Raw genomic sequence first — 23,546 nt, forward strand, 5'->3', positions numbered from 1 at the left:
ACCGCCGACTGAAGATAATCCATCTGGAAGATGGAGGTTTGTACCTCGATCCGCCTTCGGCGGACTGAAGTTTTTGGGGACAATCAAATTTCCTGTCTGTGCCAAATCATATAACGCATCGATAAGCCTTATAGCTACGTCTGCAAAGCCATTGCTTTTTCCAGAAGCGCTAGCTCTAGCCGACACTGCCTTTTTCTTCGGCGTAGTTTTTCGGGGCTTACTGGTCATTCGTCCTTTTTTTCCAGAATCTTGGGGTACCTTGAAAAATTCGGTAGTGCTGTGATCTATAGGATGATAGGACAGGCAAAGCCTAGCATGGTCTCGCGCCCCATCCTACAGATTTTAGGACTACCAAAAATTCAAGGTGCCCAAGTATCAGTGGACGCCAAGCATGCGCACAATGACACCAATTCAGCTCTACCGAAGCTTGAACCGCATCCGAGTCTGACAACGACAAAGGTAAAGACACGGGACCCAAGGAAAAACGCCGCAGCATTTCCCCCTGGGCCCCGTGCCTATTCCTTAGACCCTCACTTGGCAGCCACGTGCTTCACGAAACGCAACATGTTGCAGGTATAGCCGTACTCGTTGTCGTACCAGGCGATGACCTTGATGAAGGTGGGATCCAGGGCGATGCCGGCCTCGGCATCGAAGATGGAGGGCGTGCTCTTACCCCGGAAGTCGGTCGCCACGACCTTTTCGTCGGTGTAGGCCAGCACGCCGGTCAGGTCGCCTTTCTCGGAGGCACCCTTCATGGCGGCGCAGACGTCACCGTAATCCGCGTCATTGGTCAATTCGACGGTGAGGTCGACCACGGAGACATCGGAGGTCGGAATGCGGAAGGCCATACCGGTGAGCTTGCCGTTGAGCTCGGGCAGGACCTTACCGACCGCCTTGGCGGCGCCGGTGGAGGACGGAATGATGTTTTCCAGGATGCCGCGGCCACCGCGCCAGTCCTTCATGGAGGGGCCGTCAACGGTCTTCTGGGTAGCGGTAGCGGCGTGGACCGTGGTCATCAGGCCCCGTTTGATGCCCCAGTTGTCGTGCAGCACCTTGGCCACGGGGGCCAGGCAGTTGGTGGTGCAGGAGGCGGCGGACACGATGGGCTCGCCCTTGTAGGTTTTGTGGTTGACGCCGTAGACGAACATGGGGGTGTCGTCCTTGGAGGGCGCGGACTGCACGACCTTTTTGGCACCGGCATCGATGTGCTTCTGGCAGGTGTCCTTGGTCAGGAAGAAGCCGGTGCTCTCGATGATCAGGTCGGCCCCGACGTCGCCCCACTTCAGCTTGGCGGGGTCCTTTTCCGCGGTCAGGCGGATGGATTTGCCCTTGACGATCATCTTATCGCCTTGGGTGGCGATGTCGCCCTCGAAGTTGCCGTGGACCGAGTCGTACTTGAGCATGTAGGCCAGGTAATCAGGGTCGAGCAGGTCATTGATGCCGACGACTTCGATGTCCGGAAACTCCTTGGCAATGGAGCGAAAGGCCATGCGACCGATGCGGCCGAACCCATTGATGCCAACTTTGATTGTCATGGAATAAACCTCCAATCTTTTTCAGGTTTGTAGATGTTTTATGGAAATCGGGATTACCCGTCGGTAGTGGTAAAGTTTTTAAGTGGCTAGAGGAGAGGGGTATTAACCACTTTGATCCCCTCTCCCCAACCCCTCTCCCGGCGGGAGAGGGGCTTTTGCGACACCCTCCGAGAGGGGAGGGGGGCGAGTTCATGGCGTACCAACACACTGCTATTGGCTATGTTTCCACTTAAACCTTAACCGTTACCCACCTCCCAGCCCTGTGCCTCCACTGCCGCGACCACCTTTTCCGCGGTGATGCCGAAGGCCTTGTAGACGTCCCCCGCAGGGGCGGATTCGCCGAAGGTGTCGAGTCCGATGATCTTGCCCTGTATACCGACGTATTTGGGCCACAGATGGGTGACGCCGGCCTCCACCGCGACCCGGGCCTTGACCGCCTCCGGCAGCACGGCTTCCTTGTAGGCGGCGTCCTGGGCGTCAAAGGCGTCCATCGAGGGCATGGAAACGACGCGTACCTTGCGGCCTTTGGCGGTCAAGTCGTCGTAGGCAGCGACCGCCAGAGCGACCTCCGAACCGGTCCCGATGATAATGGCCTCGGGCTGGCCGTCGCAGTCCCGCAACACATAGGCGCCCTTGGTAATGGCACGTAGCTGTTCCTCCGTGCGCTCCAGATGCGGCAGCCCCTGACGGGAGAAGATGAGGCTGGTGGGTCCACCCTTGCGCTCGATGGCCAACTTCCAGGCCACCGCGCTCTCCACCGCGTCCGCCGGTCGCCAGGTGGACATCCGCGGCGTCAACCGCAGGATAGAGATCTGCTCCACCGGCTGATGGGTGGGACCGTCCTCGCCGAGACCGATGGAGTCGTGAGTATAGACGAAAATGGGGTTGATCTTCATGAGCGCGGCCAGGCGCAGGGCGTTCTTGGCATATTCCATGAATACCAGGAAGGTGGCACCGTAGGGCTTGAAGCCGCCGTGCAGGGCCAGCCCGTTCATGATGGCCGACATGCCGAATTCGCGTACTCCGTAATAGACATAGTTGCCGGAGGCGTCGTCCTTGGATACACCCTTGCTGCCGGACCACAGGGTCAGGTTCGAGCCGGCCAGATCCGCGGAACCGCCGATGAGCTCGGGGAGCAGTGGGCCATAGCCGTTCAGCGCGTTCTGAGACGCCTTGCGGGAGGCGATCTTCTCCGCCTTGGCGTCCACGGACTTGATGAATTCCCAGGCCTTCTTGTCCCAATCGGCCGGCAGCTCGTCGGCCATGCGGCGCTTGAACTCCGTCGCCAGCTTAGGATGAGCGGCCTCATAGGCGGCGAAGCGCTTATTCCAATCGGCCTCGGCGGCAGCCCCCCGTTGCTTGGCATCCCAGGCGTCGTAGAGCTCGGTGGGGATCTCGAAGGGGGCATATTTCCAACCGATGCTCTTGCGGGTCAGGGCGACCTCGTCTTCACCCAGCGCGGCGCCATGGCACTCTTCCTTACCCTGTTTGTTGGGAGAACCCCAGCCGATGATGGTCTGGCAGCAGATGAGTGTGGGCTTATCGGTGACCGAGCGGGCCTGTTCGATCGCGGCCTTGACGGCCTCGGGATCATGGCCGTCCACCTTGGGGATCACGTGCCACCCATAGGCCTCGAACCGCTTCGGCGTATCGTCGAGGAACCAGGCGGGGATGTCGCCGTGCCCGCGGACCACGCCATCGATGGAGATATTGTTGTCGTCGTAAAAGGCGATGAGCTTGCCCAGTCCCAAGACGCCGGCCAGGGAGCAGGCCTCATGGGATATGCCCTCCATCATGCAGCCGTCGCCGAGGAAGGCGTATGTCAGGTGGTCGACGATCTCATGGCCGGGTTGGTTGAACCGGGCCGCCAAGACCTTCTCGGCCAAGGCCATTCCCACCGCGTTGGTAATACCTTGGCCGAGGGGTCCGGTGGTGGTCTCGACTCCGGGGGTATAGCCGTACTCGGGGTGGCCGGGGGTCTTGGAGTGCAGTTGGCGGAATTGTTTCAGATCCTCCACGCTCAGCTCATAGCCGGTCAGGTGCAACAGCGAGAAGAGAAGCATGGAGCCGTGACCGTTGGACAGCACGAAGCGATCGCGATCCACCCACTTCGGGTTGGCCGGATTGTGCTTCAGAAAATCGTTCCACAGCACTTCGGCAATATCGGCCATCCCCATCGGGGCACCGGGGTGACCGGAGTTTGCTTTCTGGGTCGCATCCATGCTCAGGGCACGGACGGCATTGGCGAGTTCTCTACGTGAGGACATCTAGTCTCTACCTCTTCGCTATTTTGAAACCAAGACTTCCGCCAGCCGCGCCCGCACGCCGTAGCGTCCGGCAACAACCCGCGACTCGGGCGATCTGTAGTCGAAACCCCATATCCGCTTGCTTGTCTCCACCCTACCTTCCGCGTTGCGCCGGCAGTTAGATCGCCTTGCCATGCGCCCTTGGATATGACGCCCCTCTTGAATTCGGTCACGCCCTTTTATGTACCAATCGCCTGGGGATATCGCGGTAGATCCGGGAAACGGGTGGCTCGTTCTCAGTGCAACCGGTATCTGATTGTCGCCCCGGCATTTTTTCCTTGAGCGGGGCCGAAAACCAGATGCTTTAGAAGACCGTTTATTCTGGCGCAAACAGATAGGACGGAACAAAGAAGCACATCTTATGTAGGCATAAAAATTTATAATTTACTTATATTGCGATTTGATGGCATGGCCCACCTCGAACGGAAATGCCGGCAGGCCGAGCGCATATCGCTTTACAGCTACCAGTCACCGGCTTCCAGCTATTTTTGAACCGCAAAGGATGCAAAGAGCACGTCGGTCGAGATGAGGAACGAACCTCAAGAGAAAGAAGAACTACGGGTGGTGGTTGAATTTTAAGTTGTGAAGCCTGTCTGATTCTTTTCATCTCAACCGAACCTGTCATCTTGACCGCAGGGAACTGTCATCCCGAGCGTAGCGAGGGATCTTCAAAACCAACCACACGCAGGTCTTTCCATTGAGAATTCATCGTAATGGTGTTGTTTAGGCAAAGATTTCTCGCTGCGCTCGAAATGACAAGCTACGCTCGAAATGACAAATTGAAAGTCGAAACTTTCCGCTCAAATTTTCCATAACAGTCAAGGCCCCATCAGGCATCCATGAAGCGCATGGAAAGGTCGATGGACGCGACATCCTTGGTGAGATCGCCGACGGAGACGTCGTCCACACCCGTCTCGGCGATGACCCGAACCCTGTCGAGGGTGACGCCGCCGGAGGCCTCCAGGCGCGCCCTTCTGCCCACCAGATCCACCGCCCGGCGCAGCCGATCGAGATCGAAGTTGTCCAGCAGCAGATGAGTGGCACCCGCAGCCAGGGCCTCTTCCAGCTCGTCCAGGCTTTCCACCTCGATCTCCACCGGCAAGCCGGCGGCCACAGCGAACGCCGCGGTCAGGGCGGCGGCAATGGAGCCCGCCGCCAGGATATGGTTCTCCTTGATCAGGATGGCGTCGAACAGTCCCATGCGATGGTTGTGACAACCGCCGCACCGCACCGCATACTTCTGCTGCACACGCAACCCGGGGAGGGTCTTGCGGGTATCGAGCAGACGCACCGGGAGGCCGGCGACGGCGTCCGCATATAAGCGCGCCCGGCTGGCCGTTCCGGAAAGGGTCTGGAGATAGTTCATGGCGGTGCGTTCGCCGCTCAGGAGGGCCCGGGTAGCTCCCGTCAGAATGCATAGCATTTGACCCCGTTCCACGCGCTCGCCGTCCGCTGCCCGCCACTCAATACGAGCTCCGGGGTCGAGTTGGCGAAAGACCTCATCGAACCAGGCCCGACCGCAGACAACCGCATTCTGCCTGGTAATCAGCTCGACCCGGGATTTCCGGTCCGCCGGCAACAAGGCGGCGGTACGGTCGCCTCCACCCAGATCCTCGGCCAGTGCCGTCCGGACCTGTTGCTCGATGAGTGCCGCCGCGGGCATGCTCTCTTCCAGTTTCTTCAGGAAAGTGTTCTGGGTGGTTGTCTGGTTCATCGTCTTCGGCCGCTCTTCGCGGTCTGCATCACAATGCCATTAAGTCAAGCCTCAAAGCCCCTCTCCCGCCGGGAGAGGGGTTGGGGAGAGGGCGAACGAAAGACAGCGATCAAGCAGTCACCAACGGCGCCGGTGACGCCTAACTTAGTGGCATCGATCTGTATCAACTCTCGAAATCCTGAGGCACCCGCTACACTCAAAGCGCCATCGATTTGCTCCTGGTCTTTGAACTTATCAGAAGGTTGCCATTTTCGCACCAACCGACAAGAATCCTTCCCAGCTATCACGAAAACGATCCTTCATGGTCGGAGAAAATAGGTGGTACGGACCAGTAACACTGTGAAAACGGCCCCCAATATCAGAAGCGTAAGGGATTCGACAAAGCATTCCCTGTCCGGCCACATCCTTCCGGCCCGTATAATCAAAGTTGGTGGGCTCGATTCGTGTGACCTCGACCTGCTCAAGACCCCGGACGGCCCCGTACTGGCTAGGGGACGGCTCTATCAATCCGAGAGTATCGCCTGGCAGGATGGTCGCCTACTGAGTCAACTACCGGAATATCAACGGGGCAAATTGCTCCCGAAGGTATTCGTCAATAATCAGCGGGTAGAACAAGGGAAGCCCTTGTGGTTCGTACACGAGCGCTGGGGACAGGAAAATCCTTGGGAAGATCTGTGCCTGACGGAGGATGACTGCATTAGCGGCAACATCGTCCGACGGATCTCGTCCCCAAGGCGATCCGAACCGGTAGGCTACATCATCCAGTTGGATATAGACCAATTGCTTCTGCGCACGACGCGGTTGGGCATGGAATCCTCCGAATATACTCAGCCCGATATCGAGGCCTTTCTGCCGGTCGAGGAGATCCCCTGGGCCGACGGCAGCCTCGGTGTGCAGCCGGAGAAAGCCGGTACACAACGGTTGCGATTGGAGATCGGGGACCCCATCCGCGCCTTGATCGTGGAGATTCGCCCTCCACCGGATTACCCGAAGGTCAGTCTGTGCCGTCTCATCCATCACCTAGACGCCACAGCGGAACGGGCTTTTGAGCATGCAGACACCCTGGCGCGCTGGCGCTTCTTGAACCTACTTGGGAATCCCGCATCGGCTGACTCGGCAAAGGAATCAATCGAGCCGGCTGCATTGGACGACAAGCCCTACGCCGGCAAACGGCTGCTGTTGGTGGATGACGATGAGGAGGCATCGACGTCTCAAGCCGAGATCCTGGGCCTAATGGGGGCCGAGGTAAGCCGCATCCTCGTGCGTAGCAATATGTTCGGCGAGGCGGTCTCGGAGGTCCGGCGCACACTGCAAGCTACACCCTTCGACCTGGTTCTGGTGGACAACAATCTGCCGGGTCGTGACCTCGGCCAATTGCTGGTCGAGAGGGTCGTAGTGCACATGGGCAACGACAACCCGGTACGCCTGGTTCTGCTCACGGCCAATGCCGCGCTGGGCGGCACTGCCTACGATCGGGATGTCCTGCGCACCAAGGGCTTGGTCGGCCTGGTCCACCGTCCGCTGACCCACCAGGCCCTCCAACGGCTATTGGCGGGTGACGAGGTTTGGGAGGAGGAGCCTACCGATGCCACCACCTCGATAGCGGATGCCGGGGTAGTCGAGGCAAGGCTCGCCGGCGCCGCGACACCGACGCCGCGGGCGCTTTTGGAAGATATCGCCGCCCAGCCGGGAATCCGCTTCGCGGTACTACTTCGGGCCAAACAACATATCGAGGCGCGAGATCTGATCGGCGTCGGCTCCGTGCCCTTCGAGTGGCACGATTACCCGGATGTCATGGCCAGGACCGAGTTGCGACTGTTGGCCACCGGGCGCAGGCACGAGATCGACATCAAGCGCACTGACGGCGGCAATGAACTGCTCAGGGTTGGCCGCGACGGCGTGGCCTATTGGCGGGTCCTGGAGCTCGGCGCAACCCCGTGGATCTTCGGCCTTGGCGTAACCGAAGGGCATGATATTGAGGTCCAGCTCAATCTCTGGTGCAGTGCGCTCACCGCCGCGCTGGAGGTCCAGGCTTGGCGTGATTGGGGGCGCCATGTCTCCAGCTTCGTCCAACTGGGTATGGCCCATTCCGGATTGAGCCACGAGGTCTTCCACCTGCAAGGGCAGGTTGGGGACCTGTTGTATCGCCTGGGCCACCACATTGCAGAGATCGAACCCGAGGTCGGGTTGCGTCAGGAAGACAAGGAAGCACTCGAGACCACCCTGACCCGGCTTGAACGGACTAACCAAGAGTTGCTGGAGTTTTCCAAACATCAGTTACGCGAGCAAGCCCTACGCCACCGGGAGGTCTTTCTGCCGGATGCCGTCGTCGCCATCCGGCGCATCGTCGAATCCGAATGTCGGGAGACAGAGGTGGATCTGCATCTGGGCACCCCGCCGACCCTTGCAATACCTGCACCGAACGCGGCCCTGATCCTGCCCATTGTCAACCTGCTCATCAATGCCGCCAAACACCATTATCGAGCGGAGAATCGGCGGGTCGAGCTGTTATTCAATCTGGAAGAATCCGATACCTCAAGCACTCTGATCGTGGATGTGCGGGATAATGGCCCCGGTCTGGATCAGGGCACGCTCGAACGGCTCTGGGAACCGGGTTTCTCCACCGCTAAAGATCTTGAGCGCCGCCATGGCATGGGGCTCTGGCTCTCTCGTCGCCTGATCGAGGAGGCCGGCGGTAGTCTGGAGCTGTACGAAAATTGGCGTGAGCTTGGGGCTTGGTTCCGCCTGCGGTTGCCGATCCATCTGGGGTGAATCTGATGAGCGAAAAACAGGATAACAATCGACAGGGGAAGCAAACCCTGTTGGTGATCGATGACAACGAGATATTTCGTGAGAGCATCGAACTGAAAGGTAAGGACCAGGGTTGGAACCTGTTGGCCTCCGACGATATCGATGATATCCGGCATTGGCTTTCCGATCATGTGCCGGACATCGTGTTGTTCGATTGGCAACTCCCGGGAGAACACCGTCGAGATTACGCCCGGATGCTCCAAGATCGGGGCCTCACATCGCGGACCCTGCTCCTTTCCAGCGCCGAGATCGACAATGCCCGCCGTCGCTTCATCGAAAGATACGGATTAGCGGGCTATAAGCTCAAGCCGCTGGATATGGACCAGTTCGAGACGGAAATCCAGCCTTTGCCGCACCGGGAAGGGTGGGAAGGTCTCGAGACCGTGGCAAACCGTCTCGATGTCTGCATTGATATCCTGGACCGGGACCTCAACCCAAGTTGGAGCAATGCCGCAGCCAAGCGACAGCCGGCCACCTTCGAGCAACGGCTGATCATCAAATGGCTACGGGCCGACCTGACAGCCAAGGAACAGAAGGCCACTCGCCGGTTGGACTGGATCGGTGAGCAAGAGTGTTTCCTCGAATCCAGGCTGTTTGCCCTCGGCACCGGAGGCTATTGGCTGGCGCGGGAGTGGCGTGCCCCATCGGACAGACCACACGACCATGAGCTGCTCAACCTGGAGAAGAGCGATGACCTCCAAGGTTGGTTCCGGGCCATCGCCGAGCTGTTGGCTCAGCGCTATGCCATCAGTCGGTTTCGCGTATACAAGATTGCACCTTTACCCTGTACGGAAGGGTTGGAGGAACCCAAGGGCCCACTGGTCATGCCTCTCTTTCAAGCCGGTGGTGGTTTCCGCCCAAGTGTTGAAGTCTGGCACCGTTCCGGTTTTCTCGCCACGGAAAATCCCTGTGTCAAGGATGCGCTGGTCGCCGGTTACAAATCCGTGCCCGAATATGTGGATGACGGTAATTCTCATATCGGCTGTAAAGAGATCGGCTACGGACCCACGGGGACCTATCGGGTCCAGTTTCCAGTGTGTAAAGCCAATGACCAACCGGTCGCCTTGTTCGTGCTCGACCGGCGCTTGGACCATATAAAGGAAACGGAAGGATTTGATCGTAAGGTTGTGGATATTGCCACCCGCATGGCCAGCGACGAAGCGGGGTCGCTCAATCCAGAGCAATGTTCCCTGATGAAGGGGCTGGTCGAAGACATCGGCAAGCGTTTGATGACCGCACGTTTGAATGCTGACGAAGACCTTCGTAGCAAAAATTGGCACGAGGCAATCTCAAGGGCCCTGCAAAATACCTTTGCCGAGACCGGGCGTTCCCCGGAGATGGTCTATGAAGGGCTATCGCAGGTCTGCGTCAGACTCATGGATGCCTGGAAGAAGGACGACATCAGTGGGCGTATCCTAGGGACCACGTCTTGGGATGGGATCGATGGGAAACCGCCGATCTCAACCTGGTATATCGCCCTGCTGACCGATGATACCCATTGGCAGGCCGTGGCGGGAGTAGGTGACAGCTACGACCAGTGTCGACGCGAGGGACAACAGGGGCTTAGTGAACCACACCGGATTGCGGTGTCCACAGCGGCCTGGCAGGCGGTCGTCGTGCAGGATTTCCAGAGCTGGCTGGAACAGACCGGCGACGGGCCATACCGCTGTATTCGTGACGAGCAACGCCGACGGATTGCATCCTGGTTGGCGATTCCCATGCAGGTGGACGGCAAGATCCGTGCCCTGATGGTGGTTCATTCGCCCCATACTTGCTATTTCACGGCCTTTCGCGTGCAATTGCTGGAGCAGGCCGCCAAGCGTTTGCTGCCATTGCTGGCCGCGGCCCAGCGCGAGATCCGCACCCGTAGCGCCTTTACGGCGGCCGTGATGCACGAGGTCAAGAACGATTCCCACGCCGCCCTGCTGCTGTTGCGAGAGATCGAGGAGAAACCGAGGCAGTCCCCCAGCACAGAGAAACTCACCGAGCTGCGTCATTATCTCGAGGGACTCAACGGCCTGGGGCAGGATGCCCTGGATGTCTTTCAGCTCGGTCGTGAGGAGAAGATTCAGGACCGCCGCGAACACGACCAGGACCAGATCCATGTCTTAGGCAAACTCATCGAAGGCATGATATTAGGCTGGCGTACCCTCTATGAGGACACCCGCCTAGAGATCGATTTCACGGAAGACCTGGCCCACCGCCGGGTCGAGGTTATGCACGCCCTGTCTTTTCGGCGTGTCGGCCGGGTCCTGATGCACAATGCATTCCGGCACGGCAGGGATTGGGTACGCATTCGCGTGGAGCTACGGCAACAGGGTAACAATGAGGAAGCCCCGCGGCTCGTGCTGACCATCGCCAATCTCGCATACGATCAGGTTGCCGGCAGCCTAGCCGAACATCTCAACCTGGCGGAAGCGCGGATCGGGTCATCGCCACTCGCGCGGGGTCGTCTCGGCTTGGCGGTCGCCCGGCAACTGACTACTGAGGCAGGCGGCACCTTGGGGAAGTTCGAGACCAAGCCGACAGGCGACGAAGACGAGGTCCAGGTCCGAATCTCCCTGTCCTGGCCCATTCAGTTAATAACCGAGAATCCAGGTACAGCAACATGAAATTTCTCATTGTCGACGACATACCTGAATCATTGAAGCCATTGACGAGTACCCTGCGCGGGCGGGATCACAAGATAACAGTCGCCCGCGACCTTTCCGTTGCCTGGCGCTACATCGAGCAGAAAAAACAATTCGATCTCATCGTCATCGACATCGCACTCGATCGCTATGTAGAGGCATTCGCCGAAGAGCAGAGCATTATCCGTAATGGGCTGACAACCCGTGGACATGAAGACCTGCCCATGTCTGGACAAGCATTGGGATTGAGGCTCTGGCACCAGCGCAATAAGCTCCAGCAAAGGTATTGCTACACAACGAATCACATGTATTTGTGGCTCCCGAATCTGGACCCCGCTGACCCGGAATTCAGCGGTGGCGAGGCAGCCGATCATGCAGCCGTGATAATGGATAAATCCTCACTCTGGCAAAACAATGTCGAGGATAAGTTCACCGCCGCACGTAACGAATGGGATACACAGAAATGGCTTGGCTGACCGGACGAGCCGCCCGGTATGGCGGCACAAACCTCAATCCTCATTGGTTTCCGCTGCTTGTTCTGGTCTTGATGTGGGCGGTTTTCCTTACTGAATGGTATTTTGATCTATTCGGGCTCATTGCCATTCCAAACCTTTGGGTGTTGCTTGCGTCCGGGAGCATCGGCTATCTGGTTACGCTGGTCGGTTTTGTCTGGTGGGGTGATCGCCACCGACCGGCGGATGCGATGGCCCGCATCGCCACGGCACTTGCAATGGGTGGCATCTTTGCCCTGTTGATCTTCAGTTGGGGTGAATGGCCCCCAATAACCACCGGCACCAGTCAGGGGACATTGGCAGCGAAGGAAGTGGATATCGGCGACGAGGTACTAGACCCGATAACTGCCCTCGCAGCCGTTCTCGCGGTCGTTCTGGTCGTCATGACCCTGATCGCGACCAAGAGTGCGGCGGACGCCCATGCCGATGCCCAGCGCGCCCGCTCGGACATTCTTGAGGCATTGGACATCCGTATCCTCACCCAGGCCAGCCGTCTGCTGGAGCGATCACAAGCGGCAAAGGTCGAGGCCGAGGAGCTCTTGGCCAGGGCAAACGATGCGGCGGAGCAGGATAAGCAGATTACGCGGTTGTCGAACCTGGCGGCATTCGCGTTGTTACATTTATCCAAGTTGTTGACGGGTCTGCATGGCTGGATACTGGAACCTGCACTGACACCTTCGAGCGACCTGGTATCCAATGCCGCGCTCCTTCGGTTGGACATAAGGGCACTGGATAATGCCCTATACGAGTTAGATCAGGGATTCAGAGAATGGGAGCAGAACCTACGGACCCGGCACTGGCAGCCGACAGTACGCCTCTTGGAGGCATTGTTGTTGTCACTGAACAGAGACTCGGATCGGCTCGGCGATGCGGAGACTGCCGATGTAGTCCGTGTTCTTCGCGATACACGCACGCGGTTGAATCGGCTCTGACCTGGGTATGATTACCTCCCTTCACCTCCAGAACTTCAAGGCCTGGCGGGACACGGGCCGCATCCGGCTTGCGCCCTTGACGGTCTTGTTCGGGGTGAACAGCGCGGGCAAGAGTAGTCTTGGGCACTGGCTATTGGCGTTGAAGCAGACCGCGCAATCGACCGACCGCCGCCGGGCGCTGCATTTGGGGGATAATCGATCGCTGATAGACTTGGGCACCTATCGCGACTGCGTCCATGGTCACGACCTGTCGCAGCCGCTGGATTTCAGTCTGCGCTGGTCCCTGCCGGACCAGATGAGGGTAACGGACCCACTCACCCGCCGGCAGTTTTTGGGGGCCGAGCTGGGGCTCGACGGTTCCCTGGGCGCCAATGCCGCCGAACAACCGGAGATACGCGCGCTGCGGTATCGTCTGTTCGATGGTCTTACCGAGACTCTGAACGTCGGACTGGAGCACACAGCGGACGACCAGCTCGACCTGGAGGCCGCCGGCTACCGGCTGGTCCGCACCGTGGGCAAGCCCTGGCCGCCGGACCCGCCGGAGAAGTTCTACCGGATCGGCGAGACCTCCCTGGCCCGCTTTCAAAACGCTGCCTTCCTTTCCGATTTTGCACTGGAGCTGGAAGGATTGTTCGGACGGCTGTTCTACCTGGGGCCCTTGCGCGAGGCCCCGCGACGGATCTATCAGTGGTCCGGCGACAGCCCCGAGGACGTGGGCATGAAGGGAGACTATGCGGTGGCCGCCATCCTCTCGGCTGCGGCACGCGGGCGCAGTCTCAGCCTCGGACCGCGCCGGCGCTACCAGCCCTTCGAGCAGATCATTGCCGCCGCATTGAAACGCCTGGGTGTAATCGCCGATTTTTCCGTCCGCCCCCTGGCCCAGGGGCGCCGAGACTACGAGGTGGTGGTCCGCATCTGGGGCGACGGCAGCGAGGTGATCTTGACGGACGTGGGCTTCGGCGTATCCCAGGTCTTGCCGGGGGTGGTCGCCGCCTTCTATTGTCCACCGCACTCCATCGTGTGGATGGAGCAGCCCGAGATCCACCTGCACCCGCAGGTCCAGGCCAATCTCGCCGATGTGTTCATCGACGCCATCCATGCCCGCGAGAACGGCAAGGAGCGGCGGGTCCAGCTGATTATCGAGAGCCACTCCGAGCACTTGCTGAACCGCCTGCAGCGGCGGATCGCCGAGCGCCGCCTGTCACCGGACGAGATAGCGATCTATTTTTGTGCCCAGGGCCGACGCGGCGCGGTCATGGAACGGTTGGAGGTGGGCCGGGATGGCGAGATCGCCAACTGGCCCGAGGATTTCTTCGGCGACGAGATGGCGGACATTGCCGGTCGCACGCTGGCTGCACTGGAGTTCGATCAGGAGCACGAAGGCGATTGAGCCATGCTGTGGGTGGTGGATACCAATCTGCTGCTGATCGCCAGGGGGCGCCACGAGGACATCTCTCCCGGCTGCGTCAAGATCTGCATCCTGCGGCTCACCGAGATCCAGAAGAAAGAATGCGTTGCCCTGGATGACGGATATCGTATCTTATCGGAGTATCTGCACAAAACCAACCCGAAAGGCGGCAAGGATCCGGGCCAGGTCTTCCTCAAGTGGCTGTTGCGTAACCAAAACAACCGCAAGCGCTGCCGTCGGGTACGGGTCACTGAGCACTCGCAGCAGGGATTCGAGAGCTTCCCGGACGATCCGGATCTGACCGAATTCGACCCCGCGGACCGTAAGTTCGTTGCCGTCGCAGCGGCCTGCCCGGAGGTACCCCCGATCCTCCAGGCCGCCGACTCCAAGTGGTGGACCTGGGCCGAGGCGTTGGCACGCCACGGCGTTAGGGTAGAATTCCTCTGCCCGGAAGACATCAAGCGCTTTCATGCCCGTAAAGGTGCGGCATGAGCGAGTTCTACCGTTTCCCACGCACGCCCCACTTGGCCTGGCTCGGTGATGCCGAGCCACGGGATGATAAATTGCTCACGGAGGAGGAAATCAAGCGGCTCTTGTCCGGGCCGGTACGGGTGGAAGAAAAGCTCGATGGTGCCAATCTGGGCCTTTCTGTGGACCGGGACGGCCGCTTGCAGGCACAGAACCGTGGCCATTATCTGGAGCCACGACCCCAAGGCCAGTTCTCACGACTCCCAGGGTGGCTCGGGATGCATCATGACGCACTGCGACAGGCCCTTGGTGATCGGTTGATCCTGTTCGGAGAATGGTGCGCGGCACGCCATTCCGTGAGCTATGATGTGTTGCCGGATTGGTATCTTGCCTTCGATCTCTACGATAAGGAATCAGGGCAATTCTGGAGCAGTGAGCGACGCGACCGGTTCTGCGCAGAACTCGGCATCACTGTGGTTCCGACCCTATATGGGGGCACTGCATCATTACCCGCCCTGACCGGACTGGTTGGGCGTAGCACCAGCCGGTTCGGCCCGGATACCATCGAGGGCATCATCATCCGATGTGACGATGGCGATTGGCTGAGTGCACGTGCCAAGCTGGTGGGTCCGGATTTTACCCAAGCCATCGACACCCACTGGCGAAGCCGTTCTATTGTTTGGAATCGTTTGGCCGCATAGCCTCACTGTTCGCATCGGAACCTGTAACATGGGAAACTTACTCCACAACTAGCGAGGCTTTGCCTCAGACCAACAAGGCGTGAATTTCTTGTGCAGTGCATACAAAAAATGGAGGCTCTTTATGGATTCCGGACTACTTTGGAGTGCGCCGGCAAAGCGGCGCGACCGAATCGAACCTCAGCGACGGGGAATAGCAACCGCGTTGGCCGGGAATCCGGGCTCTGAGCGCTACGCGCGCCGCGGCGACGGCGCTTTCCCCTGGCCACAAAGCCTGTGCTGGAGACGGATGCATCGCCAAATCCAAAGCGGCGGCGGGCCAGTGTTCCAGGCCAACGCTGTGGTGACATCGGGCATCGCGGATTCCGGTCGGTCCTGAAGTCAGGGTGCCGCCTGCCTGGCGCCTGCCTGCAGCAGGCAGGGCAGACAGGCCGCACTCCAAAACGTCCGGTAGTACCTTCCATGAGCGCGAACAGTCCGGAATCCATAAAGGGCCTTTTTTGATTTCTCTCCGAGACCAGGATCCAGCGGGGGCCTGAACGGTTGTTCATAACAAACCGGTTTGCAGAGAATGATCGACAAACACCCAAACCCCTCAGCGTGAATCGATGAAAGCCCTTGTGCCTGAACTCTTGAAATCCCTGACCGGCAGCGTCAAGGATCTCCTGCCGATCATCGGGGTGATCGCCTTCTTCCAGCTCCTGGTGCTCGGCCGGCCCATCCCTAATCTCCTGGAGCTGCTGTGGGGTACCCTGCTGGTGGTGGTGGGACTGACCCTGTTCATCCAGGGACTCAAGCTCGGGCTGTTCCCGATCGGCGAGAACATGGCCTGGGATTTCGCCGCCAAGGGCAGTCTGCTGTGGCTGTTGTTGTTCGCCTTTGCCCTGGGCTTCGGGACTACCATTGCCGAGCCGGCCCTGATCGCAGTTGCCGAGGAGGCCGCCAAGATGGCAGCCCAAGGGGGCATGATTGTCGACGTGACGGATGCGCGCGAGGCCTATGCTAAGGGGCTGCGCTACACCGTCGCCCTGTCGGTGGGTGTGGCCATCGTCATCGGGGTGCTGCGCATCCTGCGCGGTTGGCCGATTCAGTATCTGATCATTTGCGGTTATCTCGGGGTGGTAATCATGACGGTCTTCGCCCCCAAAGAGATCATCGGCATCGCCTATGACTCCGGCGGCGTGACCACCTCGACCATCACCGTGCCCCTGGTGACGGCCCTGGGCGTGGGACTCGCCTCCAGCATCGAGGGACGCAATCCCATGGTCGACGGCTTCGGGCTCATCGCCTTTGCCTCCTTGACACCCATGATCTTCGTCATGGGTTACGGGGTCCTGCTGTGACCGAGTATTTGGTCTCTCTCTGGTCCTCCCTCCTGGCGACCATCGACGATGTGCTGCCGATCATCGGCATCCTGGTGGGCTTTCAGGTATTGGTTCTGCGGCGCCCCATTCCCAATCTCAAACGGGTGCTGCTGGGCTTCCTGCTGGTGCTGTTGGGTCTGGCCTTTTTTCTCGAGGGTTTGGAGCGGGCCTTGTTCCCCCTGGGTCGGCTCATGGCCGAGCAGCTCACCGCACCGGATTTCCTCGGTACGTCAGGCAGCGGGACCGACGGCGCCGAGCACTGGGAGCGTTATGCCTGGGTCTATTTGTTCGCCTTCGCGATCGGATTCGCGACCGCCATCGCGGAGCCTTCTCTCATCGCCGTGGCCATCAAGGCCCACCAGGTATCGGCCGGCGCCATTCACCCCTGGGGGCTGCGGATCGCCGTAGCCATCGGTGTCGGCATCGGGATCACGCTCGGTACCCACCGCATCGTTACCGGGGCGCCGCTGCATTACTACATCATTACCGGCTATGTGGTGGTGTTGACTCAGACTTGGTTCGCGCCGCGGGCCATCATCGCCCTGGCCTACGACTCCGGGGGGGTATCGACCTCTACCGTCACGGTGCCCTTGGTGGCGGCCCTGGGGCTGGGGCTTGCGAGTAATATTCCGGGGCGCAATCCGCTCCTCGACGGCTTCGGGCTCATCGCCTTTGCCTGCCTGTTCCCGATCATGACCGTGATCGCCTACGCCCAACTCAGCGAGCTCGTTACCCGACGCAGATCCGGTCTGCATCCCCATCCGTAGGAGAATGAACGCATGCACTTCAAGCTCATCCTGGCATTTGTCGAAGACAGTGAAACGAAAAACGTGCTTGAGGCCGCCCGCAAGGCCGGGGCGACCGGCTCGACCGTGATCAGTCAAGCCCGGGGAGAAGGGCTCGAGAAATCCAAGACCTTCTTCGGTCTGACCCTGGAGACCCAACGCGACGCCATTCTACTGCTGGTCGAGGAGCATATGAGTCGCAGTATCCTGGAAACCATCGCCAAGGCCGGACACTTCGACGAGCGGCCCGGTCATGGGATCGCCTTTCAGGTGGATGTGGAAGACGCCGTAGGCGTCAATCATCAGGTTCGTAGACTCTTCGAGACCGTGCAAAAGGAGATCCTGACATGAACACCAAACAGCTCGTGCGCGTCCGCGACGTCATGAAGCCCCAGTTCGATACCGTGGACGGCCTGGACACGGTAGCCCATGCCCTGGAGACCATGGCCCATGTGGATACCAAGACCCTCATCGTCAGGAAGCGCCACGCGGAAGACGCCATCGGCATGGTCGTGGTCTCGGACATTTCCCGCCAGGTGCTGGCCAATGACCGCGCCCCGGACCGGGTCAACATCTATGAGATCATGTCCAAGCCTGCACTGTCGGTAGATCCTGAGATGGACATCCGTCACTGCGCGCGCCTATTCGCCCGCTTCGACCTAACCCGGGCGCCCGTGGTGCAAGACGGCGAGGTGGTCGGGATCGTGAGCCTTACCGACATGGTGGTAAAGGGCATGATGCCCTATCTGTAAGCGATCCTGAATGATTTAGCGTTGTTCGGAGGGAAAAGATTTCTCCTGCGTCGGGACCAGTTTGACGGGTTGCGTTCGACGCACCAAGGCACGCTGATCGTCTGCCGGATCAGTGCCGGCGTCTTAACGCAACCTACACCCACATTACCCCCTGCGTAGCCTGTCCGCGCGGACTTTGAGCGCGTAGGATGCGGTGAGCGCGGTGGTTCCGAGCTTGCCGGCCAGTACACGCTCTCCCCGCGCGAACCGCATCGATGATGTGGTGAGCGCAGCGGTTCTGAACTTGCCGGCCCGGTGCACAGATTCCCCGCGCGAACCGCATCGATGAATGGCGGCCTGTCCCACACCAGGTCGGTCACGGTGCTATCCGACGATGCGGTTCGCGGCCTACGGACTTTTGTGACACCCTCCGCAGCGCGGAGTTTCCACGTTTTCCCACGCGGCGGGTAGGAACCAGAGAATATTTTCACAATCCCGCTACGTGGGAACGAGAGACCAACAGGGGCTGGATTCATCAGGTAGCTTATGGTTGAGACAGCTTCTCTGCTGCTTCCCGCGGAGTCAGTATCTCCACCGGTCCATCGGCAGGAAAATGCTTGCGGTTGCCGGTGACCAGGGGGCACAAACCCGCCAATGCGGTGGCATAGAACGGCAGGTCGGACGGATCGGGAAAGTCGTCCGGATCAATGGGAAAGGGTTCGATGTACAAGGCACTGTCCGAAAGGGCGGCCAGGAACTCGGCGACCTCGCTGGAATCCAGCCGTAACACGGGTCGCAACAGGACCGCTTGATACTCGGCAACAACGGGGGATGAAATAACCGGCGTGACCGTCCGATCACGCATGGCGTTCAAGATCTGTGCCGGTGGCGAAATATCGGACAGAAACCCGGATACCAGGACATTGGTGTCAAGCACCAGCCTCATGCCGCCGTTCCTCTCGGACCTCCCTGATGACGGCATTGATCTCGTCCAAGGTCATTTTGTCCGAACCTTGCTCACGGGTCCGGCTGCGGATTGCGTCCAATGCCCGACCGAACCGGAGGTCGCGTCGGGCTTGCAGGTCGCGGTCGACCACAGTCGGGCTGGCCTCGGTCAGGATCGCGAACGGCTTGCCGTTACGGGTGACGACCAGCTTGTGGTATTGGACCAGTTTCTCCCACACCTCACCGGGTTGAGTGTGAAAGTCACGAACGCTGACAGAATCCATGGGATACCTGGGTAGGACCATTGAAAGGATAACGAAAATGATTAACCGCCGCGCCAGCCCACTCGTGGATAGCTCCTCTATCCATGATGCCGAAAGACACTGCACTTAGTGTACACCCTTTTCGTTTTTTTATACACCCCTTGGTGGTGTTCTAACTTTGTTGTTTCTGATCTATAGGGTGCCTTGAAAACCCCGTGACAGGGAATTTTCAAGTTCCCTATACTCGGTAGCAACAAAATTAGAACACTACCCACCCCTTTTCCCCCCATCCGAGACGACTGCTGGCGATCGGTAGCTGGCAGCGATTTCAAGACACCGCCGCCAGCCTGGTTGCTGCTTCCACATCCACCGACACCAGACGCGAGACGCCCGGCTCTTGCATGGTCACGCCTAGGAGCTGGTCCGCGATCTCCATGGTCAGCTTGTTGTGGGTGATGAAAATGAACTGCACCCGATCGGACATGGAACGCACCAGCTCGCAAAAGCGCCCCACATTGGCGTCGTCCAGGGGTGCATCCACCTCGTCGAGCATGCAGAAGGGAGCCGGGTTGAGCTCAAAGATGGCGAACACCAGGGCCACGGCGGTCAATGCCTTCTCGCCGCCGGAGAGGAGGTGGATACTGGCGTTGCGCTTGCCCGGCGGGCGCGCCATGACGGTGACGCCCGTCTCCAGCAGATCCTCGCCGGTAAGCGCCAGGTAGGCTTGACCACCGCCGAACAAGCGTGGGAAGAGCTGCTGAAAGCCCTGATTGACAGCATCGAAGGTCTCCTTGAACCGGTCACGGGTCTCGCGGTCGATGCGCCGGATGGCCTGCTCCAGGGTCTGGAGGGAGCGGGAAATGTCGGCGTGCTGGGCGTCCAGGTAACGCTTGCGTTCGGACTGCTCCGCGAGCTCGTCGATGGACGCCAGATTGATGTTGCCCAACCGGGTGATACGCTCCGAGACCTTCCCCAACCGCTCCTGCCAGACTTCCTCGCCGGCATCCGCCTCCAGATCGGCGAGTAGCGCCTGCGGATCCAGGTCCGCCTCGGCGAGCTGTTCCTCCAGGGTCCGCCTGCGCACGAATTGTTCCTGCCGTGCCAGGCGCAGGGTATCCAGCTCCCGCCGGTGCTCACCGAGGTCCTGCTCTACCTGGTGGCGCTCCTGCTCCAGGGTGCGGACGCGGCTATCCAGCTCCTCCATCTGCTGCCGCGAGGTGCCCAGCTGCTCCTCGACCTCGAGACGCAAGGCAAGCTGCGCTGCGAGTCCCTTCTCCTGCCCGGCCAGGGGTGCCAGGGAGGTCTCCAGGCTCAGGCGCAGCTCATCGCGGCGCTCGGTGAGCTGGCGACACTGCTCCCGCGCCCGCTCCAGGTTGCGCAGCCTGGCCTCCCGCGAGGCGCGGCGGGCCTCGATGGCGACCTGCAGGCGATGGGCCCGCTCCCGCGACTCCCGTTCCTGCCCCCGTGCCTTCGCCACCTGACCCCGCAGGACCTCGCGGTGTGAGGTCAAAGCCGCACGCCGGTCGGCCAGGGTATCGATCTCCTCCAGGGCCCCATGCAAGCGTTCCCGCGCCGCTGCCTCCTCGACTACGGCCTCCGCCAGACGCTCGGCCAGCTCTGCGCGTTCCGTTTCCAGAGTAGCGCGGCGCTCGTTCTGGTGCTCCAGTCGGGCGCGGTATCCCGTAAGGTCCGCCCGGATCTTGGCGCCGGCCTTCTCGATCCCGGCGGTCTCGGTACGCAACGCCTCGCGTTCCTCCTCGACCCCGTGCCGACGCACCCGCAGCTGCTCCTGCTCCTGCTCCAGGGTCCGGACCTGGGCCTCGAGGGTTACGGCTCGGCGCTCCAGCTCCTTGAGCTCCTCGACCCGCACCAGCACCCCCCCCAAGGCAGTGTTCGCTTCCGGCATGCGCAGCCAGTTGGAGCCCACCAGAACCCCGTCTCGGGTGACCAGGACCCCGCCCGAATCGAGGGTGCCGCGCTCGCTTAGAGCCGCCGGCAGATCCTTCGCCACCCGCACGGACCCGAGCAGCCCGTGTAGAGGCCAGGGACACCGCACCTGCGCCAGGAGCGAGTCGGGAGCCACGGGGCCAAGGGTTTCGGTCCTCTCGAGCAGCGCCAGAGAGCCAAGGTCCGCCCCATCCACTCCGGCCCCGACCCGATCCAGGGAATCGGTGCAGATGGCGCGCAGGTGATCCGCCAGCACCGTCTCCACCGCCGCTTCCCAGCCGGGCTCGACCGCCAGCTCATCGGCCAACCTGGGGGCGCCCGCCAGCCCCTGGTCGCTCAGCCAATCGGCAACGGCCGCGTCCGCATCGTCCAGGGCCGCCTCCTGCAGCGCGGTCAGCGCGGCCTGGCGGCCACGTGCCGAGTGCAGCTCGGTCCGCGCCGCATCGAGCTGCCCACCCACCTCGCGCAGCGCCCGTTCCTGCTCTTGAAGGGCCCCGGTCAGCTGTCGCTCCTGATCTTGAAGGGCGACAATCCGCTCATCGTACCCCTGGGCCTGCCCTTGCAGGGCCTGGATTCGGATCTCCAATTCCCCGGTATTCTGCCGTCCCAGTTCCTCCTCTACTCGGCCCTGCCGGGCCCGGACCTGATCCATGCGCTGCTCCAGATGGTTGATATGGGTCCGCTCCACCTGGGCCAATTCCGCGGGGGCGGCGGCCTGCCGGTTGAATTCCTCCCACCGGGCCTCCCAGGCTTCAAGCTGCGATTCGACGGAACCCACCTGCACCAGGGCCTCCGCCAGCGCCGCCTCGGCCGCCTCATGCTCGGGTTCGTCGGTAGCCAGGGCCATGTCGATCTCCGCCACGGTATGCTCCTCGCGGGCGAGCAGATCCCGGACCTCGGTGAGTTCGCGTTCCAGGCGGTCGACCTCCCCTTCCTGGCGTCCGCGGCTCTCCTTGGCGAACCGGATGCCCTGTTCGAGGCGTGCGATCTCGGAACCGACGGCATAGTAGCGACCCTGGACCGCGTTAAACTCGTCCGAGGCCTCGACATAGCGGTCGCGCAATTTCTCGCTATCCGCCTCCAGCTGCCGCTGGCGCGCGATCTGGCCCTCCAGCGCCGTCTCCCGGCTCCGCAGGGACTCGTCCCGGGCGCCGATCTCCCGGTCGAGAGACCGCCAGCGCAGGGCCCGTAGCTCCGCCTCCAGCCGCCGCTCGTCCTGTTTGAGGCGCTGGTACTTCTCGGCAGTAGCGGCCTGCCGTTCCAGGTGCGAGAGCTGCTTGGCGACCTCCTCGCGCAGGTCATCCAGGCGCTCCAGGTTGTCGCGGGTGTGGCGCATCCGGTTTTCCGTCTCACGCCGCCGCTCCTTGTACTTGGAGATACCCGCTGCCTCCTCCAGAAACAGGCGCAGTTCCTCGGGCCTGGCCTCGATGAACCGGGAGATGATGCCCTGCTCGATGATGGCGTAGCTGCGCGGACCTAAGCCCGTGCCTAGAAACAGGTCCTGGATGTCGCGGCGACGGCAGCGTGCGCCGTTGAGAAAATAGACCGACTGGCCGTCCCGGGAGACCTGACGCTTGACCGAAATCTGGCTGAACCTGGCGTACTCCCCGCCGGCACCGCCGTCGCTGTTATCGAACACCAGCTCGATACCGGCGGTGCCCACCGGCTTACGGCCGGTGGAGCCGTTGAAGATGACATCGGACATGGACTCGCCGCGCAGCATCTTGGCCGAGCTCTCCCCCATCACCCAGCGCACGGCGTCGATGACATTGGACTTGCCGCACCCATTCGGTCCCACGACCCCGGCCAGGTTGCTCGGGAAATGCACGGTCGTGGGATCGACGAAGGATTTGAAGCCGGCGAGCTTGATCTTCTCCAATCGCATCCTGAGCAAGATACAGGAGGAGCGGGATCGGGGCCAAACCGCAAGCGTCAGGGATCACCGCTGGTGGGAATTCTTTTTCCTCAGAAGCTGTCTGGTTAAAACGGATCCTCGCGTCGTGTCGCGTTACGCTGTGTTGTTCCCCCAGGCGTTTTCGCGCGCGGCTTAACGCAACCTACACTTAAGGCGAGGTCCGCGCGTGCAGGCCGCGCGGGGGATCATGTGGGGGTAGGTTGCGTTAAGACGCCGGCACCGGCCTGGCCGTAGACCAACGAACCGTTGGGCGTCGAACGCAACACGTCGAATCCCCCAAACCGCGCCAAATCATTTAGGATTGCTACGGTCAATCAAGCGGTTAGCCTAGGGTCCACGGTGCGAACCGCGTGGGTGTTGTGGCTATTTAACACATGAAAAACAGTCGGTTAGAGTTAGAGGCTGTCTAAAAACTAATACATTGATTTCCGGCTGGCTCCCCACGCTGGAGAGACTGTAAAAGAATTCGCCCCTGGTCATGGCGAGGGAAAACTCCCGGTCGAGTTCGATCCGAGAGGGTGAGATTGATGGCGAGAGGTTACAAGCCAGGCGTCGCCCGTGCCCAGGCCGCACGCCTGCCCG

At 60.7% G+C, this 23,546-nt stretch carries 18 protein-coding genes; 11 read left to right on the forward strand and 7 right to left on the reverse strand.

Going from position 1 to position 23,546, the window contains the following annotated elements; genetic code table 11:
• From BQ17_RS22395 to nadC, 4 genes are all read right to left on the reverse strand, one after another.
• Positions 1 to 228: hypothetical protein (locus BQ17_RS22395; protein ID WP_218068106.1), on the reverse strand; the 228-nt coding region annotated here is incomplete at its 3' end.
• Between the two features lie 302 nt (positions 229 to 530).
• On the reverse strand, positions 531 to 1,535 hold the full coding sequence (gene gap / locus BQ17_RS05025) for a type I glyceraldehyde-3-phosphate dehydrogenase (protein WP_089724834.1): 1,005 nt from the start codon (positions 1,533 to 1,535) through the stop codon (positions 531 to 533).
• A gap of 236 nt (positions 1,536 to 1,771) precedes the next feature.
• The gene (gene tkt / locus BQ17_RS05030) at positions 1,772 to 3,802 is read right to left on the reverse strand and encodes a transketolase (protein ID WP_089724836.1); all 2,031 of its coding nucleotides are present in this window, start codon (positions 3,800 to 3,802) and stop codon (positions 1,772 to 1,774) included.
• A gap of 868 nt (positions 3,803 to 4,670) precedes the next feature.
• The gene (gene nadC, locus BQ17_RS05035) at positions 4,671 to 5,504 is read right to left on the reverse strand and encodes a carboxylating nicotinate-nucleotide diphosphorylase (RefSeq protein ID WP_089724866.1); all 834 of its coding nucleotides are present in this window, start codon (positions 5,502 to 5,504) and stop codon (positions 4,671 to 4,673) included.
• A gap of 390 nt (positions 5,505 to 5,894) precedes the next feature.
• On the opposite strand from nadC, the gene BQ17_RS05040 reads away from it, so the two are divergent.
• From BQ17_RS05040 to BQ17_RS05090, 11 genes are all read left to right on the forward strand, one after another.
• On the forward strand, positions 5,895 to 8,327 hold the full coding sequence (locus BQ17_RS05040; protein WP_089724839.1) for an ATP-binding protein: 2,433 nt from the start codon (positions 5,895 to 5,897) through the stop codon (positions 8,325 to 8,327).
• Between the two features lie 5 nt (positions 8,328 to 8,332).
• Positions 8,333 to 10,978, forward strand: coding sequence for a response regulator (locus BQ17_RS05045; protein WP_141699116.1), 2,646 nt, complete (start codon positions 8,333 to 8,335; stop codon positions 10,976 to 10,978).
• The gene (locus BQ17_RS05050) at positions 10,975 to 11,472 is read left to right on the forward strand and encodes a response regulator (protein WP_089724844.1); all 498 of its coding nucleotides are present in this window, start codon (positions 10,975 to 10,977) and stop codon (positions 11,470 to 11,472) included. Before BQ17_RS05045 ends, BQ17_RS05050 begins: the two co-directional genes overlap by 4 nt.
• The gene (locus BQ17_RS05055) at positions 11,460 to 12,440 is read left to right on the forward strand and encodes a hypothetical protein (RefSeq protein WP_089724846.1); all 981 of its coding nucleotides are present in this window, start codon (positions 11,460 to 11,462) and stop codon (positions 12,438 to 12,440) included. Before BQ17_RS05050 ends, BQ17_RS05055 begins: the two co-directional genes overlap by 13 nt.
• 7 nt (positions 12,441 to 12,447) lie before the next feature.
• On the forward strand, positions 12,448 to 13,830 hold the full coding sequence (locus tag BQ17_RS05060) for an AAA family ATPase (protein ID WP_089724848.1): 1,383 nt from the start codon (positions 12,448 to 12,450) through the stop codon (positions 13,828 to 13,830).
• 3 nt (positions 13,831 to 13,833) lie between these two features.
• On the forward strand, positions 13,834 to 14,340 hold the full coding sequence (locus tag BQ17_RS05065) for a hypothetical protein (protein WP_089724850.1): 507 nt from the start codon (positions 13,834 to 13,836) through the stop codon (positions 14,338 to 14,340).
• Positions 14,337 to 15,017: an RNA ligase family protein gene (locus BQ17_RS05070; RefSeq protein ID WP_089724852.1), complete on the forward strand. Its 681-nt coding sequence runs from the start codon at positions 14,337 to 14,339 to the stop codon at positions 15,015 to 15,017. The genes BQ17_RS05065 and BQ17_RS05070 overlap by 4 nt, the downstream gene beginning before the upstream one ends.
• Positions 15,018 to 15,634: 617 nt before the next feature.
• A complete protein-coding gene (locus BQ17_RS24600) occupies positions 15,635 to 16,357 on the forward strand; it encodes a DUF1538 family protein (protein WP_439645644.1) in 723 nt (240 codons plus the stop codon).
• Positions 16,354 to 17,145 (forward strand): DUF1538 domain-containing protein, encoded by a 792-nt coding sequence (locus BQ17_RS24605; RefSeq protein WP_439645645.1) that lies wholly within the window; start codon positions 16,354 to 16,356, stop codon positions 17,143 to 17,145. Before BQ17_RS24600 ends, BQ17_RS24605 begins: the two co-directional genes overlap by 4 nt.
• 12 nt (positions 17,146 to 17,157) lie before the next feature.
• A complete protein-coding gene (locus BQ17_RS05085) occupies positions 17,158 to 17,514 on the forward strand; it encodes a P-II family nitrogen regulator (RefSeq protein ID WP_089724856.1) in 357 nt (118 codons plus the stop codon).
• The gene (locus BQ17_RS05090) at positions 17,511 to 17,915 is read left to right on the forward strand and encodes a CBS domain-containing protein (RefSeq protein ID WP_089724858.1); all 405 of its coding nucleotides are present in this window, start codon (positions 17,511 to 17,513) and stop codon (positions 17,913 to 17,915) included. The genes BQ17_RS05085 and BQ17_RS05090 overlap by 4 nt, the downstream gene beginning before the upstream one ends.
• A 523-nt stretch (positions 17,916 to 18,438) precedes the next feature.
• Here BQ17_RS05090 and BQ17_RS05095 read toward each other — a convergent pair.
• From BQ17_RS05095 to smc, 3 genes are all read right to left on the reverse strand, one after another.
• Positions 18,439 to 18,840 (reverse strand): putative toxin-antitoxin system toxin component, PIN family, encoded by a 402-nt coding sequence (locus tag BQ17_RS05095; RefSeq protein ID WP_176722300.1) that lies wholly within the window; start codon positions 18,838 to 18,840, stop codon positions 18,439 to 18,441.
• The gene (locus BQ17_RS05100; RefSeq protein WP_089724862.1) at positions 18,824 to 19,123 is read right to left on the reverse strand and encodes a type II toxin-antitoxin system Phd/YefM family antitoxin; all 300 of its coding nucleotides are present in this window, start codon (positions 19,121 to 19,123) and stop codon (positions 18,824 to 18,826) included. The genes BQ17_RS05095 and BQ17_RS05100 overlap by 17 nt, the downstream gene beginning before the upstream one ends.
• 307 nt (positions 19,124 to 19,430) lie before the next feature.
• Positions 19,431 to 22,934 (reverse strand): chromosome segregation protein SMC, encoded by a 3,504-nt coding sequence (gene smc / locus BQ17_RS05105; RefSeq protein ID WP_089724864.1) that lies wholly within the window; start codon positions 22,932 to 22,934, stop codon positions 19,431 to 19,433.
• Positions 22,935 to 23,546 lie beyond the last annotated feature (612 nt).

Source organism: Candidatus Thiosymbion oneisti (genome assembly GCF_900092655.1).
In the GTDB taxonomy this organism is placed as follows: domain Bacteria; phylum Pseudomonadota; class Gammaproteobacteria; order Chromatiales; family Chromatiaceae; genus Thiosymbion; species Thiosymbion oneisti.

Coding starts and splice junctions, on each gene's coding strand:
- gap (WP_089724834.1), bottom strand. CDS start 1,535: ATGACAATCAAAGTTGGCATCAATGGGTTCGGCCGCATCGGTCGCATG.
- tkt (WP_089724836.1), bottom strand. CDS start 3,802: ATGTCCTCACGTAGAGAACTCGCCAATGCCGTCCGTGCCCTGAGCATG.
- nadC (WP_089724866.1), bottom strand. CDS start 5,504: ATGCCCGCGGCGGCACTCATCGAGCAACAGGTCCGGACGGCACTGGCC.
- BQ17_RS05045 (WP_141699116.1), top strand. CDS start 8,333: ATGAGCGAAAAACAGGATAACAATCGACAGGGGAAGCAAACCCTGTTG.
- BQ17_RS05050 (WP_089724844.1), top strand. CDS start 10,975: ATGAAATTTCTCATTGTCGACGACATACCTGAATCATTGAAGCCATTG.
- BQ17_RS05055 (WP_089724846.1), top strand. CDS start 11,460: ATGGCTTGGCTGACCGGACGAGCCGCCCGGTATGGCGGCACAAACCTC.
- BQ17_RS05060 (WP_089724848.1), top strand. CDS start 12,448: ATGATTACCTCCCTTCACCTCCAGAACTTCAAGGCCTGGCGGGACACG.
- BQ17_RS05065 (WP_089724850.1), top strand. CDS start 13,834: ATGCTGTGGGTGGTGGATACCAATCTGCTGCTGATCGCCAGGGGGCGC.
- BQ17_RS05070 (WP_089724852.1), top strand. CDS start 14,337: ATGAGCGAGTTCTACCGTTTCCCACGCACGCCCCACTTGGCCTGGCTC.
- BQ17_RS05085 (WP_089724856.1), top strand. CDS start 17,158: ATGCACTTCAAGCTCATCCTGGCATTTGTCGAAGACAGTGAAACGAAA.
- BQ17_RS05090 (WP_089724858.1), top strand. CDS start 17,511: ATGAACACCAAACAGCTCGTGCGCGTCCGCGACGTCATGAAGCCCCAG.
- BQ17_RS05095 (WP_176722300.1), bottom strand. CDS start 18,840: ATGAGGCTGGTGCTTGACACCAATGTCCTGGTATCCGGGTTTCTGTCC.
- BQ17_RS05100 (WP_089724862.1), bottom strand. CDS start 19,123: ATGGATTCTGTCAGCGTTCGTGACTTTCACACTCAACCCGGTGAGGTG.
- smc (WP_089724864.1), bottom strand. CDS start 22,934: ATGCGATTGGAGAAGATCAAGCTCGCCGGCTTCAAATCCTTCGTCGAT.